The 16,994-nt window shown below is 69.3% G+C and carries 16 protein-coding genes; 4 read left to right on the top strand and 12 right to left on the bottom strand.

Annotation, left to right across the window (positions count from 1 at the left end):
- Window position 1 precedes the first annotated feature (1 nt).
- The 10 genes from NF557_RS14825 to NF557_RS14870 all read right to left on the bottom strand — a co-directional run bounded on the left by NF557_RS14825 (window position 2) and on the right by NF557_RS14870 (window position 9,795).
- Window positions 2–799 (bottom strand): IclR family transcriptional regulator, encoded by a 798-nt coding sequence (locus NF557_RS14825; RefSeq protein ID WP_252620368.1) that lies wholly within the window; start codon window positions 797–799, stop codon window positions 2–4.
- Window positions 796–1,602, bottom strand: coding sequence for a 2-keto-4-pentenoate hydratase (locus NF557_RS14830; protein ID WP_252620370.1), 807 nt, complete (start codon window positions 1,600–1,602; stop codon window positions 796–798). The genes NF557_RS14825 and NF557_RS14830 overlap by 4 nt, the downstream gene beginning before the upstream one ends.
- Before the next feature lie 7 nt (window positions 1,603–1,609).
- The gene (locus tag NF557_RS14835; RefSeq protein WP_252620372.1) at window positions 1,610–2,680 is read right to left on the bottom strand and encodes an ABC transporter substrate-binding protein; all 1,071 of its coding nucleotides are present in this window, start codon (window positions 2,678–2,680) and stop codon (window positions 1,610–1,612) included.
- 62 nt (window positions 2,681–2,742) lie between these two features.
- Window positions 2,743–3,579, bottom strand: a complete 837-nt coding sequence (locus NF557_RS14840; protein WP_252620374.1) for an ABC transporter permease — start codon at window positions 3,577–3,579, stop codon at window positions 2,743–2,745.
- Window positions 3,576–4,388 (bottom strand): ABC transporter ATP-binding protein, encoded by an 813-nt coding sequence (locus NF557_RS14845; RefSeq protein WP_252620376.1) that lies wholly within the window; start codon window positions 4,386–4,388, stop codon window positions 3,576–3,578. The genes NF557_RS14840 and NF557_RS14845 overlap by 4 nt, the downstream gene beginning before the upstream one ends.
- 222 nt (window positions 4,389–4,610) lie before the next feature.
- The gene (locus NF557_RS14850; RefSeq protein WP_252620378.1) at window positions 4,611–6,089 is read right to left on the bottom strand and encodes an aldehyde dehydrogenase; all 1,479 of its coding nucleotides are present in this window, start codon (window positions 6,087–6,089) and stop codon (window positions 4,611–4,613) included.
- 48 nt (window positions 6,090–6,137) lie between these two features.
- Complete coding sequence (locus NF557_RS14855) at window positions 6,138–6,938, bottom strand: 2-keto-4-pentenoate hydratase (protein WP_252620379.1); 801 nt, start codon at window positions 6,936–6,938, stop codon at window positions 6,138–6,140.
- Window positions 6,935–8,032, bottom strand: coding sequence for a 4-hydroxy-2-oxovalerate aldolase (gene dmpG, locus NF557_RS14860; protein ID WP_252620381.1), 1,098 nt, complete (start codon window positions 8,030–8,032; stop codon window positions 6,935–6,937). The genes NF557_RS14855 and dmpG overlap by 4 nt, the downstream gene beginning before the upstream one ends.
- Window positions 8,029–8,967 (bottom strand): acetaldehyde dehydrogenase (acetylating), encoded by a 939-nt coding sequence (locus NF557_RS14865; RefSeq protein WP_252620382.1) that lies wholly within the window; start codon window positions 8,965–8,967, stop codon window positions 8,029–8,031. Before NF557_RS14865 ends, dmpG begins: the two co-directional genes overlap by 4 nt.
- Window positions 8,968–9,012: 45 nt before the next feature.
- A complete protein-coding gene (locus NF557_RS14870) occupies window positions 9,013–9,795 on the bottom strand; it encodes a 2-keto-4-pentenoate hydratase (protein WP_252620383.1) in 783 nt (260 codons plus the stop codon).
- A gap of 228 nt (window positions 9,796–10,023) precedes the next feature.
- On the opposite strand from NF557_RS14870, the gene NF557_RS14875 reads away from it, so the two are divergent.
- From NF557_RS14875 to NF557_RS14885, 3 genes are all read left to right on the top strand, one after another.
- Window positions 10,024–10,233 (top strand): dodecin, encoded by a 210-nt coding sequence (locus NF557_RS14875; protein ID WP_252620386.1) that lies wholly within the window; start codon window positions 10,024–10,026, stop codon window positions 10,231–10,233.
- Between the two features lie 86 nt (window positions 10,234–10,319).
- Window positions 10,320–12,374: an MMPL family transporter gene (locus NF557_RS14880; RefSeq protein ID WP_252620388.1), complete on the top strand. Its 2,055-nt coding sequence runs from the start codon at window positions 10,320–10,322 to the stop codon at window positions 12,372–12,374.
- Window positions 12,375–12,429: 55 nt separating this feature from the next.
- On the top strand, window positions 12,430–12,936 hold the full coding sequence (locus NF557_RS14885) for a hypothetical protein (RefSeq protein ID WP_252620390.1): 507 nt from the start codon (window positions 12,430–12,432) through the stop codon (window positions 12,934–12,936).
- Window positions 12,937–12,995: 59 nt separating this feature from the next.
- Here NF557_RS14885 and NF557_RS14890 read toward each other — a convergent pair whose 3' ends face one another.
- Complete coding sequence (locus NF557_RS14890) at window positions 12,996–13,841, bottom strand: ABC transporter permease (RefSeq protein WP_252620391.1); 846 nt, start codon at window positions 13,839–13,841, stop codon at window positions 12,996–12,998.
- Window positions 13,838–14,842 (bottom strand): ATP-binding cassette domain-containing protein, encoded by a 1,005-nt coding sequence (locus tag NF557_RS14895; protein WP_252620393.1) that lies wholly within the window; start codon window positions 14,840–14,842, stop codon window positions 13,838–13,840. The genes NF557_RS14890 and NF557_RS14895 overlap by 4 nt, the downstream gene beginning before the upstream one ends.
- 298 nt (window positions 14,843–15,140) lie before the next feature.
- Between NF557_RS14895 and NF557_RS14900 the strand changes: the two genes are divergently transcribed.
- Complete coding sequence (locus NF557_RS14900) at window positions 15,141–16,961, top strand: lipase family protein (RefSeq protein WP_252620395.1); 1,821 nt, start codon at window positions 15,141–15,143, stop codon at window positions 16,959–16,961.
- Window positions 16,962–16,994 lie beyond the last annotated feature (33 nt).

Genomic DNA, 16,994 nt, shown 5'->3' on the forward strand with positions numbered 1-16,994 from the left:
GTCAGGCTCCTTCGTCGTTGTCGTCTCGGGTCCGCGACTCATCGCGGCGGAACTCCAGGTTGCGGTTCAGGGTCCGCCCCAGGCCGAGCGCGGCGATGTGCACGGCCGGCGCGACCCGTTGCGGGCTGATCGACCCGACATGGTGCGAGACGGACAGGCCGCCGATCACGGCACCGTCCAGGCTCAGGATCGGCGCCGCGGCACAGACCAGCCCGACGGTCGCCTCCTCGCGGTCATAGGCGACGCCCGTCCGCCGGATCGTGCTCAGCTCCTTGCGCAGCTCGTCGGGGTTGGTGATCGTGTTGGGCGCCAGCGGTCGCAGCGGCTGCTCGAGGACCCGGTCCACGACATACCTCGGGGAGTAGGCGAGCATCGCCTTGCCCACGCCGGTCGCATAAGCCGGCAGTCGTCCGCCCACCCGCGAGGGCAGATTGTCGGCGCGCTGCATGATCTCGACATAGAGCACGTCCGTGCCGTCCAGGACCGCGAGGTGCACCGTCGCCTTGGTCGCCTCGCGCAGGTCGGACATGAAGGGCAGCGCGGCCCGACGCAGGTTGCGCTGCAGGGGCACCAGCTGGCCGATCTCAAACATCCGCAGCCCCAGGCGCACCCCGGAGTCAGTCTTTTCCAGCATCCCCAGGGCCAGCATCTCCTGGATGATCCGGTGACCGGTGGCCTTGGACAGCCCCGCGCGACGGGCCAGCTGTGCGGGAGGCACCGACACGTCGTTGGGGCGGAACGCCCCAAGGATGTCGAAGGTCCGCTGCAGCATGCCGGTCCGGGTGGGTTCCTCACTCATCGGCTGACCTCCACGTGTCCCGCCCAACCAGAGCTGTCGAACTGGGCGCTCACCGTCGCGCCCGCGGCGAGCGGGAGGGTGGGCGTCAGGCCCCCGGTCAGCACGATGTCACCGGCCCGCAGCGACCGACCTTCTTCGGCGAGAGCGCCGGCCAGCCACCGCAGCGAGGACAAGGGGTGGCCCATGGCTGCGCCGGAGGACCCGGTGTATGTCGTGGCGTTGCCGTGGGCATCCACCTCGCGGATCGTGATGCCGATGGTGGCCAGGTCGGCCGAGGCTGGGATCGGGTCTCCCAGGACGACGCGCGCCGCCGACGAGCCATCTGCCGTGTTCTCCTCCCAGGTGAAGGAATACCAGGCCCACACACTATCGACCACCTCCAGGGCGCACCGCACCTCCGCGACCGCCTCGGACAGGGCACGGTGACCCTCCGCCTCGGACAGCTTCGCCAGCTGGCGCGGATCCACCTCTGCGGCCATGACCAGGGCGACTTCCGGCTCGACCCGGGGCTGGGCCAGCCCCGGACCGACCGGTGCGCCGCTGCAGCGGACCATGTCGGCATACAGCGGTCCGTAGTTCGGCGTGCTGATGCCCATCTCGTGTCGCAGGGCCTCGGAGGCATAGCCCACCTTCCACCCCGTCAGGACGGCGCCGGCCGCCAGGCGCTGTCGCTCGCCGGCCCGCTGGACCTGCCACGCCACCCCCGCGTCGCGCAGCTCGGGCAGGCTGCCGGAGACCAGGAGGGTCCCGGAGTCATGCTCTCGAGAAAGACGCGCGGCGAGGGCGGCGGGCACGGTGGTCACGGCCTGGTCAGTGGTCCGAGTAGGCGAACTCGACAACCTCGTCGATGCTCTCGCCGCTGACGACGGGCGTCAGGTCGAGGTCGGCCGGGACCACCTCGGAGGCGGAGAGGATCTCCACCACGGTCTCCCAGGCTGACATGGCGACCTCACCGGGGCGCTGGTCGTCGGTGTCGGGACGGATCACGTTGAGCGCCTCGTCATAGAGCGCCTGGGCGGCATCCGGGTTGGCACAGGCCTCCGGGTGCTCCTCACAGATCATGTCGAAGGCCTCCTGCTCGTTCTCGAGCGCGAAGTACTGACCATCGACCCAGGCCTTGGCGATGCCCTTGGCGTTGGTCATGCCCTGCTCGGAGTCGAGCACCTCCTGGGTGGTCACCATGCAGGTGCCCGGGACCGCGGAGTACTTCTCAGGGGTGATGTCGACCCACGACACACCGGAGGCGGTGAGCGAGGCGATGTCGGGGAACGACGACGAGTAGGCCTGGACCGTGCCCTTGGTGATCGCGTCCAGCGTCTGCGGTCCGGCAGCGCCGATCGGAAGCACCTTGATGTCACCGGGCGACTCCAGCCCGGCGTCCGCCAGGGCGGCGTTGACATACTGGTTCTCGCCACCGCCGGGCTCGGTGATGCCGATCGCCTTGCCGGCGAGGCCGGCGATGTCGGTCACGCCGGACTCCTCGGTGGCCATGATCCGATAGACGTTGTTGACCTGGTTGCAGAAGATCACGCGCACGTCGTCGCGCTTGGAGGCGGCGACCGCGATGTCTGCCGAGCCCAGGAGGGCGAACTGGACGTTGCCCGAGACGAGCTGCTGGGTGACGAAGCCCGAACCGTCCGCGACAGAGGTCTCGACCGTCACGTTGTTGTCGTCGAAGTAGCCGTTGGCCCGCGCGACGATGAGTGGTGCGAACGGAAGACCCTCCGGGAACGGCAGGAGAATCTCGACGGCATCACCGGCGGCGTTGCCGCCAGCGGTGGCGGTGTTGTCACCATCGGCGGTGTCACCGCCACAGGCGGAGACCAGGAGGAGTGCGGAGGCAGCCACGGCTGCACCGACTGTCTTGCGGAACACGGACATGGGGGACTTCTTTCTTGGGATGAGTGGGGCCAACACGGGGGTGCAGGGATCGAGGCGGCCGATCAGTTGGACCAGGTGATGAGCTTCTTCTCCACGAGCTCGATGAGCCCATAGAGGATCAGACCGATGACCGCCAGATACATCACGACGCCGAAGGCGAGCGCGACCTCAAGCTGGAAGTTGAACTCGTTGATCAGGACGCCCAAGCCCTCGGACGCACCGACGAACTCACCGACGATGGCGCCCAACAGCGCCAGGGTCAGGGCCGTCTTGATGCCGGCGAAGGTGATCGGGGCGGCCGTGGGCAGCGTCAGCCGGACGAACGTCTGGCGCGTGCTGGCGCCATAGGTGCGGAAGAGCAGCCGGGCGTTGTCATCGACCGAGGCCAGCCCCGCCACCGTGTTGATGACCACGGGGAAGAAGCAGATGACCGCAGCCATGACGACCTTGGACGTCATGCCGAAGCCGAACCAGGTCAGGAAGATGGGGGCCAGCGCAATGCGTGGGGTGTTCTGGAAGGCCACGACGAACGGCCAGATCGCGACCCGGAAGACCGCGAAGGTGCCGGTCAGGGCTCCGATCGCCAGCCCGAGCGAGGCACCGATCGCAAACCCGTACAGCGTCTCCTGCAGGGTGACCCAGGCGGCCTCCCAGAAGTAGCTCTCGGTGGTCAGCTGGACCATCGCGCCGAAGGTGTCCGACGCCGAGGGGACGGTGATCGGGTTGATCCAGCCGCTGATGCTGGCCAGCTCCCAGAGCCCGATCGCGGCGACGAGCACGAGGACCGGCAGGGCCACCCGGACCCAGGTGCGGGACAGCAGTGGTGTCCGCTGCCGGGAGGGCTCGGGCACCGACTCGGCCCGGGCGGGACCCGGCGTGGTGGTGGTTGTAGTGGTCATGCGATCGACCCGTCTTCTCCGGCCAGGGCCTCACGGACCTGGCGAGCGATGTCCTGGAACTCGGGGGTGCTGATCATCGCGGCCGAGCGGGGGCGGGGCAGCGTGACCTTGATGTCACCGACCACCCGGCCGGGGCGGGCGCCCAGGGCGATGATGCGGTCGGACATCATGACGGCCTCGGGGATGGAGTGGGTGACCAGGATCGAGGTCTTGCGCATGTCCTCGTGCATCTTGGTGACCTCGAGCCCGAGGTGCTCGCGCTTGAACTCGTCCAGCGCCGCGAACGGCTCGTCCATGAGCAGGACCTGCGGGTCGAGCGCGAGTGTGCGGGCAAACGCCACTCGCTGCTGCATGCCGCCGGACAGCTCCCACGGGTTCATGTCCACCGAGTGACCGAGGCCGACGAGCTCGAGCAGATAGTCAACGCGCTGGTCGACGTGCGGGCCCTTGTCCTTGGTCAGGTCGAACGGCAGCTCGACGTTCTCGCGGACGCTGCGCCACGGCATGAGGACCGACTGCTGCAGCATGAAGCCGACGTCGCGCCGGCCCTCCTTGGGGGCCTGGTCGCCCACGCGGACCTGTCCGTTGTCGAACGGGATCAAACCGGCGATGAGCTTGAGCAGAGTGGACTTGCCGCACCCGGAGGGGCCGACGAGGGCGACGAACTCTCCGGCCTCGATGTCGAGGTTCACGTCGCGCAGCACGGGCAGCGGGCCAGAGGCGGTGGAGTAGGTCTTGTTCACCCCCTGGAGGGTGATCGGCTCACCGGCAGCAACTGCTGCGGGAGCGGACTGCGTCATCGAAGTCATGGAGAACTCCTGGGCGTCGTTGGCCAAGTTGGGCCCGGGACCGGGCTGGTGATGTGCTGTCCACCATAGGAAGTGGACAAAGGTTTTTGGGACGGAGTCTCATCCAGTGAGACGCGGATTGTGAAACGCGGTCTCGCCCTGTGGGACGGCGGCATCGCGGGGGTTCCCGTGCTGCCGTCCCACCGGCGATAGAGGTGGTGCGGTGGTGCGGTGAGCCAGGTCCTACTCGGTGCTGATCTGCATGACGACGGCCTTGGGCTCGGTGAAGAAGTCGCGGCTGAAGAGGCCGCCTTCTCGGCCGACGCCGGAGTCGCCGAACCCACCGAAGGGGGCGCGCAGGTCGCGGATGAAGAAGCAGTTGACCCAGACCGTGCCCGCGTCGAGCTGGGCGGAGACGCGGTGGGCGCGGTGCAGGTTCTCGGTGAAGACCATGGCGTTCAGGCCGTATGGCGTGTCGTTGGCCAGGTGCACCGCCTCGGCCTCGGTGTCGAAGGGGTGGACGACCACGAGCGGGCCGAAGATCTCCTGCGTGACGTGCGGGGCGTCCAGGGGCAGGCCGGTCACGATGGTCGGGCGGATCACCAGACCCTCGCCCGCTCCACCGGTGGCGATGGTGCCGCCCTCGTCCTCGACGCTGTCGAGGTAGCCGCGGACCTTGTCGTAGTGCTCCTGGGAGGCGAGCGGCCCGAAGGCACTCTCCTCGGTCTTCGGGTCGGCCGGGACCAACGCCTGCGCTGCCGCGACGAAGCGCTCCATGAACTCGTCATAGATCTCACGGGCGACGAACAGCCGCGACCCGGCCAGACAGACCTGGCCGGCGTTGCGGAAGATCGCCTGGACCGACCAGTGCACGGCGTTGTCGAGGTCGGCGTCGGCGAAGACGATGTTGGCGCCCTTGCCGCCCAGCTCGAGGCTGACCGGGGTGAGGTTGCCTGCGGCGACCTTGCCGATGACCTTGCCGGTGCCGGACTCACCGGTGAAGGTGATCCGGTCGACGCGGGTGTCCTCGGTCAGCGCCGAGCCGACCGAGTCGGGGCCGTAGCCGTGCACGACGTTGAAGACGCCCTCGGGGAAGCCGGCCTCGATGGCCAGGCGAGCCAGGATCGTGGCCGAGGTCGGGGTGTCCTCTGCGGGCTTGAGGACCACCGTGTTGCCCCAGGCCAGGGCCGGGGCCACCTTCCAGGTCTCCAGCATGAGCGGGAAGTTCCACGGGGCAATGGCCACCACGACGCCGGCGGCCTCGTAGCGGGTGTAGGTGTGGTGACCGGTGTCCATCGGCAGGGTCTCGGCCACGGACAGGCGCGCGTGGTCGGCGAAGAAGCGGAAGTTCTGGGCCGAGCGGGCGACGTCGTGGCGGGCCTGGGTGATCGGCTTGCCCATGTCGCGGGTGTCGGCCATGGCCAGCTCGTCGGTGTGCTCCTCGATGAGGTCGGCCAGGCGGTGGATCAGCCGGGCGCGCTCGTGGAAGCCCATCCGCGGCCAGGGTCCTTCGTCGAAGGCCGTGCGGGCGGCGGTCACCGCCGCGTCGGCGTCGGCGGCCGTGCCGAGGGCGACGTCGGCCCAGGGCTCGCGGCCCCAGGGGTCGACGGACTCGAAGGTGGCGCCGTCGATCGAGCCGATCTCCTGGTTGCCGATGACGTGCCCGAAGAACGGGCGGGTGCTCTCGGTCGGGACGGTGTCCACGGTCTCGGTGGTGGTCATGACTTCTTCCTTCGTTGCGTGATGGTCACATCGTCGATGCCGGGCATCTCAGTCCTCCCAGGACAGATAGATGGACCCGAGGTTGGTGTAGTGGAACGCCAGCGTGGTGCCCGCCTGGACGGGCACGGCGTCGGTCATGGCGCCGAGCAGGACGACCCAGCCGGCTTCCATCGTGATGCCGCGGGCGCCGAGCATGTTGGCTGCCGCGGCCAGCGCCTCGGCCGGGTGGCCCATGATCGCGGCGCCGGTGGCGGTGTCGACCACGGCACCGTCGACCTCGACCAGGACGGCCTCCAGGGCCAGGTCGACCTCGGGGACGGTCTTGGCGACCGTTCCGGTGACGTAGGCACCGGAGGAGGCGTTGTCAGCCACGACGTCCTGGTGGGTGAAGCGGAAGTTGCGATAGCGGCTGTCGATGACCTCGACGCCGGCCAGGACCGAACCGACCGCATCCAGGGCCTGCGCCGGGGTGACCCCCGGACCCCTTAGGTCGGCCTTGAGGGTGACGACGAGCTCGGGCTCGACACGGGGGTGGATGAAGTCGCTGACCTTGGCCGGGCCCTCGGTGGGCAGCACCATGCCGTCGGTGAGCCACGCGACGATCGGGCTGTCCACGCTCATCGTCTGCTGCTTGGCCTTGCTGGTCAGACCGAGCTTGACGCCGACGATCTGCCCGCCGCGGGCCAACCGCTTCGCCAGGGTCAGATCCTGGATCTGATAGGCCGTCGCCACGTCCAGGTCCGGCCAGTCGTCGCTGAACGACTCGCGGTCGACGCGCTCGTCCTCGCAGCGGATCAGCTCTGCCGCCACGGACTCGGCCGTCCAGGTGGACTGTGTCGTCTCGCTCATGCGGGCACCTCGTCCTGGGCCGCGGCAAGCTCGATGGCCAGCTCGATCATCAGGTCCTCCTGGCCGCCGACGTAGCCCTTCTCACCCGCGCGGCGCAGGATCTCGTGCGAGGGCACGCCATAACGCTCGCCCGCCCGCTCGGCGTGCAGCAGGAAGCTGGAGTAGACCCCGGCATAGCCCTGCACGATCGAGGCGCGGTCCATCCACGGCAGCCGTGTGATGTAGGGCAGGGCGACGTCGTTGGCGGCGGACAGGACCAGGTCGAGATCAACCCCGGTCCGTATGCCGAGGCGCTCGTAGGCAGCCACCAGCACCTCCGTCGGTGAGTTGCCGGCGCCAGCGCCCAGGGCGGCCAGCGACCCGTCGATCTGACGGGCGCCGGCACGATAGGCCAGCACCGAGTTCGCCACACCGAAGGACAGGTTCTGGTGCCCGTGATAGCCGACCTGGGCGTCACTGCCCAGCTCGGCCACGACCGCGGCCACCCGGTCGGAGGCCTGCTCGAGCACGAGCGCCCCGGCCGAGTCCACGACATACACACCCTGACAGCCGGCGTCGGCCATGATGCGGGCCTGCTCGGCCAGCTGCTCGGGCTCGAGGCGGTGGGAGAGCATCAGGAACCCGACGGTCTCAAACCCGAGGTCCCGGGCCGCCTTGAAGTGCTGGATCGATACGTCCGCCTCGGAGCAGTGCGTGGCGATCCGGGCCACCGACGCCCCGGCGTCACGAGCGGCCTTCAGGTGGTCGATGGTGCCCAGCCCGGGCAGCATCAGCACGGCGATCTTGGCCTGCTCGGCCTCCTCGACCGCGGCCTTGACCAGCTCGAGCTCGGGCACCAGGGAGAAGCCGTAGTTGAAGGAGGACCCGCCCAGCCCGTCACCGTGAGTGACCTCGATGACCTGCACGCCGGCGGTGTCCAGGGCGCGGACGGTCTCCCGCACCTGCGCCTCGGTGAACCGGTGCCGCACGGCGTGCGAGCCGTCGCGCAGCGTGGTGTCGGTGATCCGCAGGTCGATGCCAGCCGCGGCCAGGTCGTTGGGGTGACCGGGGTAGTCCGGGGCCGCCGTCGCGTTCAGGGACTGCGTGCTGCTCATGCCAGTGCTCCGCTCTTGCTGCTCTGCTGCTGGTGGGTGGCGACCAGCTCGCCCACGCGGGCCGCGGAGGCGGTGATGATGTCCAGGTTGCCGGCATACTCCGGCAGGTAGTCCCCGCGCCCGCGGACCTCGAGGAAGATCGCCACTCGCGAGCGGCCGTTCCAGATCTCGTGCGCGACGTCATACTGCGGGTCGGCGATCAGCTTGTAGCCCGGGACGTAGTCCTGCACCCGCGCGACCATGTCGTGGATCGAGGCGGTCAGCTGGTCCTGCAGCTGACCGGGCTCGGCGGCCTCGGCCGGGATCGAGCAGAAGACCGTGTTGCGCATGATCATCGGCGGGTCGACCGGGTTGAGGATGATGATCGCCTTCCCGCGACCGGCGCCCCCGACCTGCTCCAGCGCCGTGGACGTCGTCTGCGTGAACTCGTCGATGTTGGCCCGCGTGCCCGGACCGGCCGAGCGGGAGGAGATCGAGGCGACGATCTCGGCATACTCCACCGGGACCACGCTGCTGACGGCCTTGACCATCGGGGTCGTGGCCTGACCGCCGCAGGTGATCAGGTTGAGGTTGTCCGCGTCCAGGTTGATGTCCAGGTTCACCGGCGGGCAGACGTAGGGGCCGACCGCCGCGGGCGTCAGGTCGATCGCGGTGATCCCGGCCTCGCGGTAGCGCGGCGCGTTCGCGAAGTGGGCACCAGCGCTGGTCGCCTCGAACACGACGTCCGGAAGCTCGGAGCGGGACAGCAGCCAGTCCACCCCCTCCGGGGAGGCCTCCAGGCCGAGCTTGGCCGCGCGGGCCAGGCCGTCCGAGGCCGGGTCCACGCCGATCATGTAGCGCAGGTCGAGGGTCTCGCTGCGCATCAGCTTGAACATCAAGTCCGTGCCGATGTTGCCGGAGCCGACGATGGCGGCTGTGGGCTTGGTCTCTGCCATGGTGTGCCCTTTCCTTAAGGAGGAGTCAGGTGGTGACGAAGCGTCTTAGACGAAGCGGGTGGTGACGGTGCCCAGACCAGCGATCTGGGCCGAGACGGTGTCACCCTGCGCGACGGTGACCGCAGCGGTGACCGAGCCGGAGAGGATGACCTGGCCGGCGCGCAGGGTGACCCCACGCGCGCCGAGGGTGTTGATGAGCCAGACCGCAGCGGTCAGCGGCGAGCCGAGGACGGCCCCGCCGGCACCGGTGCCGACGATGCGACCGTTGACAAAGAGGTTGCAGCCAGCCAGTCGCAGATCCTGGTCGACCAGGGACGTGGGGCGAGAGCCCAGCACGACGCCGCCGGAGGAGGCGTTGTCCGCCACCGTGTCCAGCAGCCCGATCTTCCAGTCCCTGATGCGGGAGTCGATGATCTCCAGCGCGGGCACGACATACTCGATCGCCCCCATCACCTGGGCGACCGTGGCGTTGGGGCCGCTGACGTCGCGACCGAGGACGAAGGCGATCTCGGGCTCGACCTTGGGCTGGACGAAGTGCTCGGTCGGGACCGGCGCGTTCTCCAGATAGGTCATCTCGTCCAGCAGGTAGCCGTAGTCCGGCTGGTCGACGCCCATCTGGCGCTGCATCACCGCTGAGGTCAGCCCCACCTTGTAGCCGACCACCTGGGCGCCGCCGTCGAGGCGCTCACGCAGCTGCAGCTGCTGGATCTCATAGGAGTCATCAAGCGTGATGCCAGGGTGGGTCTGCACCAGCGGCGCGATCGGCTCGCGGGTGGTGTATGCCGAGGCCAGCTCTTGCGCGACCCTCAGGCGAACGTCGTTGTCCATGGTGTCCACTTCGTCGGAACGGTCAGCGTGAACGCTGAGTTCGGGTTGATCCAAGACAACTCGAGATCGACTCACTCTGCAAGACCTTGTTTCACTGAGTGAGACTCGAAAGTGCCGGGACCGCCTTCTCCACCTCAGCCCTCTCCACTGTTGCACCCGGGCGATCCCGTCTACGTTGAGAGAGCAGCCGGGCGACCGACGTCCGGCGCGACGCACCGGAGGCACGCCATGTCCAACCACGTGTATGCGATCTCAGAACTGGTCGGCAGTTCCCCCGACGGAGTGGAGGCCGCCGTGAACAACGCGCTGCAGTCCGCCAGCCAGACCGTGCGCAACCTGGACTGGTTCGAGGTGACCGAGGTCCGAGGCCACCTCACTGACGGCAAGGTGGCCGACTGGCAGGTGGGCATCAAGCTCGGGTTCCGCGTCGACAAGTAGCCGTGAGACCGCGCGTGTCGACCCGAGGGCTTTCCATGCCGTAAGGTTGGACAAACATTGTTCAATCGTGCAGCAAGGAGTCCTCCGTGAAGGAGCCCATCGACCGGATCGTCCGATTTGTCACCGGACGGCGCACCGCCTGGATCAGCGTGCTGTTGGGCGTGCTCCTGGGCGCTGGCGTCATCGTCGGGCTCGGCGAGGCCGACCGCGGTGCCACCCCCACCGACACCCTGCCGGTGGGCTACGAGTCCACCGAGGCCGTGGCGCTGCAGCAGCAGCTGCCGACTGAGGAGACTGCTGCCGCAGTCATTCTGTTCACGACCGACGGTTCGATCTCCGGACAGCTGGGCGAGCTCGAGCAGGTCGTGGCGGGCTTGGACACCGGAGTCGAGGGGCCCCCTGCCTTCGTCCAGCCCGCCGAGGACGACACGGCCGCCCTCTCCGTGGTCAACGTCCCTGCCGAGACCGCGACCGATGTCGGTGAGTCGGTGTCGGAGCTGCGCAGCAACCTGCTGGAGGCGGCACCTGACGGCGTGACCGCGCAGGTCACCGGCCCGGCGGGCATCCGAGCCGACCTGACCGAGGTCTTCGCCGGCGCGAACACGACGTTGCTGGCGTTCACCGCCTCCGTCGTGGCGATCCTGCTCCTGGTCACCTATCGCAGCCCGTTCCTCTGGCTGATCCCGTTGAGCGTCGTAGGCCTGGCCGACCGGACCGCCGCGCTGTTGGCCACTCAGGTGCTCGCCGGGTTCGGGGTGTCCTGGGACGAGTCGACGATCGGCATCCTCTCCGTCCTGGTCTTCGGAGCCGGCACCAACTATGCGCTGCTGCTGATCTCCCGCTATCGCGACGAGCTCCGCACCCGGGAGAGCCGGCACGAGGCGATGGCCCACGCCGTGAAGCGTGCCGCCGAAGCCATCCTGGCGAGCGCGGCGACCGTGGTGGTGGGCGTGCTGACGCTGCTGCTCTCCGTCTTCCCCACGACGCGTGGCCTGGGACTGGCCTCGGCAGTCGGCATCGTCGTGGCGGCCGCCTTCGTGCTCCTGGTCCTGCCCGCAGCCCTCGTGCTGTTCGGGCGCTGGATCTTCTGGCCGCGGGATCCGCATGTCGGTGAGGAGGGGCAGGCGGGGCGCCGTTCCGCATGGCGCAGGATCGGCGACCAGGTCGCGGCCCGTCCGGGCACCTTTATCGCCGGGACACTCGCGCTCCTCGCTGCGATGGCCTTCGGTCTCACCCAGATCCAGCTCGGCCTCTCCGCCTCGGAGCAGTTCCTCGACCAGCCGGAGGCCATCTCTGCTGCGGAGCGACTGGCGGAGTCGTTCCCCGCGGGCACGGCCGACCCGACGGTCGTGGTCACCGCGACCGAGGACGAGCCGGCCGTCGAGCAGCTGGTCACCGACCTCGAGGGCCTCGACGCCGTCGGCTCGGTCATGGTCAGCGCCCAGGGCGGCGGCGTCACCCAGCTCAACGCCGTCCTCAGCGTGGAGCCTGAGAGCGATCAGGCACGCCAGGCCGTCGAGGAGATCCGCACCGTCGCGTCGCAGACCTCCCAGACCTATGTCTCCGGCCCCGAGGCGCAGTCGATAGACGAGTCCGACGCCAGTGCCCGCGACCGCCTCGTGATCCTGCCGCTGATCCTCGGACTGGTCCTGGTCGCGCTGATGGGGATCCTGCGATCCGTCCTGGCACCGGTGATCCTCGTGGCCAGCGTTATCGCCAGCTTCGCCGCGGCACTGGGGGTCTCCTGGTGGTTGTTCACCAGCATCCTCGGGTTCAGCGGGCTGGACCCCAGCGTCCCGCTGCTCTCGTTCCTGTTCCTGGTCGCCCTCGGCGTCGACTACAACATCTTCCTCATCACCCGCACTCTCGAGGAGGCCAGGGAGTCGGGCACCCGCGAGGGCGTCCTGCGCGCGCTCTCGGCCACTGGTGGTGTCATCACCAGCGCAGGGATCCTGCTGGCAGCCGTCTTTGCCGTCCTCGGCGTGCTCCCGCTCGTGGTCCTCGCGCAGGTCGGGGCGGTCATCTGCATCGGCGTCCTGCTGGACACCCTGCTCGTCCGGACCATCCTCGTGCCCGCGATCGTCCTCACGCTCGGCGAGCGCTTCTGGTGGCCACGCAAGGTGGCACCGGCCGACCGCTGACCTGCGTGCATCATCGCGATCGCGCCGGGAGGCTCCAGCCAGCACACTGGACCTTGTGGAGTGGATTGCGTTGCTCCTGGCCCTGACCCTGGTCCTGGGCCTGGCAGTCGTGCGTGGCCGGCGACAGGTGCCACCCCGCCGCGGAGGGGCCAGGCAGGCCCCGTCCCGGACGCGGCGGCAGCGGCGCGACGACCCGGTCCTGGCCCCGGACGACGAGGAAGATCTGGCCCGGGGTTTCGCGGCAGCAGAGCACGACGGCTCCCACATCCTGGATGCACTGCTCGACCGGCGGCTGCGGACGGTGCAGTCGCGTCGCGTCCCGCTGCGCGCCGTCCGCCCGGCGCCCGGGGTGCACACCGGCCGCCTCGTCTTCGCCAACGGCATGGTGCTGCTGGCCAGGGCCCGCAGACCGGGTGAGCTCTATCTCGTCGCGCTGAACGTGCGCGCCCACGCCATCTGCCTCGACTCGTGGTCCCACGAACCGGACGGGACCGTGCTGCGCCTCACGTGGAACTCCGAGACCGCGGAGCTGCTGGCACTCGGCCTCGACCAGGCCGACTGAGCCTCCCGGCTGCCGAGGGTCGAGTCAACGCGACCCCCCTCGGCATCCTGACCTGGCTGTCAGGCGGAGGTGCGCCGATAGCGGGCGATCGACAGCGGAGCGAAGATCGCGACGATCAGGACCGTCCAGATCAGGGTGTAGAGCACCGGGTGCTGCAGGGACCACGCGTCAGAGGTCACCGCCGCCGCGGTGGTGTTGCCAAAGAGCTCTCGCGCGGCCTGGGTCACCGTCGACACCGGGTTCCACTCGGCAAAGACCCGCAGGACCGTGGGGAACGTCTCGAGCGGGACGAACGCGTTGGAGATGAACGTCATCGGCATGATGACGATGAAGGAGGCGTTGTTGATCACCTCGACGCTGGGCACCAGGAGGCCAACATAGGCCATCACCCAGCTGAACGCATAGGCAAAGACCAGCAGCAGCGCGAAGCCCGCCAGTGCGTCAAACACCGAGTTGCGGATCCGCCAGCCGACCAGGAGCCCGGTCAGCGCCATGATGATCAGTGTCAGCACGTTGTAGACGACGTCTGAGGCCGTGCGCCCGATCAGCACGGCGGCCCGCGACATCGGCAGCGACCGGAACCGGTCGATGATGCCCTTCTGCATGTCCTCGGCCAAGCCGGCGCCGGTGAAGGTCGAGCCGAACACCACGGTCTGGGCAAAGATGCCGCCGATCAGGAACTCGCGATATCCCGCCGGGCTGTCCCCGACGCTGATCGCGCCTCCGAAGACATAGGCAAACAGCAGCACGAACATGATCGGGCTGATCAGGATGAAGACCAGGATCTCGGGGACCCGCTTGATCTTGATCAGGTTGCGCTTGGCGATCACCCAGCTGTCGCTGAGCACGCTCAGTGGCGTGGTCTGGCGGACCGGGAGCTCCGGCCTCCTCACGGTGGTCGTCATCGACGTGCCTCCTCTCGTGTCTGGGCCGGCTCGTCGCGGGTCGCGTCCTGGCGGGCCTCCTCCGCCGCGTGGCCGGTCAGCTCGAGGAAGACGTCGTCCAAGGTGGGTCGACGCAACCCGATGTCGAGCACCTCGACACCGCTGGCCTCCAGCCGCTGCAGCACCTCGGTCAGCGCCCGCTGGCCGGAGTCGACCCGGGCACTCATGGCCCGTCGGCCGTTCTCGGAGCGCTGCACCTCACTGCTGGCCACAGCTGCCAGTGCGGCGAACGCAGCCTTGCTGTCGGCCTGCGGGTGCAGCACCATCTCCACGCGCTCTCCGCCGACCTGACCCTTGAGCTCATCAGCCGTGCCGTGCGCGATCGCGCGGCCGCGGTCGATCACGATGATGTCGTCGGCCAGCAGGTCGGCCTCCTCGAGATACTGCGTGGTCAGCAGCAACGTGGCACCGCCGGAGACGAGCTCACGGATCACGTCCCACATCTCCTGACGCGCCCGCACGTCGAGGCCGGTCGTCGGCTCGTCGAGCACCAGCACGGGCGGCTCGGCCACCAGCGCTGCAGCCAGGTCGAGCCTGCGCCGCATGCCGCCTGAATAGGTTTTTGAAGGGCGGTCCCCGGCGTCGGACAGGCTAAACCGCTCGAGCAGCTCTCGGGCACGGGCACGGGACTGCGCCCGGCCCAGGCCATACAGCCGACCCACCATGTCGAGGTTCTCGAAGCCGCTCAGGTGCTCGTCGACGGCGGCGTACTGCCCCGAAAGTCCGATGCGCGAGCGCACACCCTGCGGATCACGAAGCACGTCGATGCCGGCCACCACCGCCTGTCCCTCGTCGGGCTTCAACAGTGTGGTCAGGATGCGGACCGCGGTCGTCTTGCCCGCGCCGTTGGGCCCGAGAAGGCCGAGCACGGTCCCCTCGGGCACCGACAGGTCCAGCCCGTCCAGGGCCGTCACCTCGCCATACCTCTTGACCAGTCCCCTGGCCTCGATGATCTCTGTCATGCGCACTCCCTCGGTTTGTCCCAACCGACAATTAGACAGGACTCAACTCCGAAAGTCATCGGAGTTTCGCGACTCGATCCACCCTGGCCGAGGCCGTGGTTTGCCTTCACCCATCGAGTGTGGCACCGACCACTGACATCGCTGCTGTGGAGTGCGCGTGGAGGGTCGCGACCCGCCGCGCTGTCGTCGGTATGGCGTCAGTCGGCTGAGCGGGACTGTCCACCATGGCCGCGGCCCCGCGACCTCCACTACGCTGCCGCCAGACGGCCGTGTAGTGCGGCCCAGCCGAACGGACCCGATGACCTCGCCAACTCCTGGGCAGCCCAGCTGGGCCATCCGCCTGCAGTCCCCGCCCCGCTGGCTCCTGGTGGTGGTCGGGCTGCTCGCGGTCGTGGTGGGGGTCGCGCTGGTGACCCGGCCGCTGACCTCGCTTCAGGCGCTGGGGCTCTATCTCGGTGTCGCGCTCCTGGCGCTGGGCGGACTCACCCTGATCAGGACCGACGGCGAGAGCGACCCTCCGGGCGAGCCCGATGCCTGGGAAACGCTCCGCGCGGTCGGCGCGATCGTCCTCGGACTGCTCATCCTGCTCTGGTTGCGGCACCACTTCGACCTGCTCGCCCTTGCGGTGGGGGCCGCCCTGGTCATCTCAGGTGTGCGCCGGCTGTGGTCGGCCACGCGGGGGCAGCGCACCGAGGCGGCGGAACGGCGCGGCACCGTCGAGCGAGTCGCCAGCGGCGTGTTGGCCCTGGCCGAGCTCGTCATCGGCCTCCTCGCACTGCGCTGGCCCGACCTGACCCTGTTGGCCGTGGCCGTGATCTTTGCGGTGCGCCTGGTCGTCCTGGGCGTCCTGCTCATCCGTCGCGGCCTCGCCGGACCGCGACAGACCCGGGCGCCGGCGGGCACAGCACCAACCTCGTCTGCGCGCCCGTGGCTGCGCCTCACCGGCAGTGTCCTCACCCTCCTCCTGGCTGCAGGAGCCGCCTTCCTCGGCTACGAGGCCCGCACCCTGTCCCCGGTGGTCGACGACTTCTCTGCCACCCCGGCAGACGTGCCCGACACACCGGGCACCCTCCTGCGACACGAGCCGTTCACCCGGGACGTACCCACCGGAGCCACCGGGTGGCGCATCCTCTACACCACGACCGCGGCGGGCGGGTCGCCCGCCACAGCCAGCGGCATCGTGCTCACCCCCGACAACGCCGACGCGCCGCGCCCCGTGATCGCGTGGGCGCACGGCACCACCGGTGGGGCGACCCATTGCGCACCGACGCTGCTCACCCACCCGTTCGAGGCCGGGGCGATGCCCGCCCTCGACCGCGTGGTCGAGCAGGGCTGGGCCCTGGTCGCCACCGACTACACCGGCCTCGGCACGCCCGGCGCCCACCCCTACCTGATCGGCACGGGAGAGGCGCACTCAGTGCTTGACGGCATACGCGCAGCACAGCAGCTGCCCGACGCCGACCTGGCCCCGCAGACCGTGGTGTGGGGGCACTCCCAGGGCGGGCACGCGGCCCTGTGGACCAGCCAGCTCGCAGCGGACTACGCCCCCGAGCTGGACCTGCGCGGCACCGTGGCGATGGCCCCGGCCGCGGACGTGACGGCGCTGGCCGCGAGTCTGCCCACGGTCAGCGGCGGGGAGCTGTTCGCCTCATACGTGATCACGGCCTACGCGGCGCACTACCCCGAGATCACCCTCGACCAGCAGGTCATCCCCCCGGCCCGGACCCTGGTGCGCGAGATGTCCGGCCGCTGCCTGTCCGAGCCGAGCATCCTGGCGTCCCTGCTCTCAGTGCTGTCGCTGGCCCGCGACCAGTCCGTCTATGCGACCCCGCCGACCGAGGGGGCGTTGGGCCAGCGGCTTCACGAGAACATCCCCACCGGCCCGTTCCCGATGCCGGTGCTGATCGCCCAGGGCGAGGCCGACACCCTGATCCAACCCGCCCACCAGCAGGCGTATGTCGACCGGCTCTGCTCCGCGGGGCAGTCACCTGAGTACCGGACCTACCCAGGGCGGGACCACCTGTCGGTGGTCGAGCCCGACTCGGACCTGATTGAGGACCTGCTGGCGTGGACCGTCGACCGGTTCGACGGGGTCGCCGCAACGCCTAACTGCAGTTGACCCGGGAGATCGACCCCTACCGCCGGGAGATCG

This window comes from Ornithinimicrobium cryptoxanthini (assembly GCF_023923205.1).
GTDB lineage: Bacteria > Actinomycetota > Actinomycetes > Actinomycetales > Dermatophilaceae > Ornithinicoccus > Ornithinicoccus cryptoxanthini.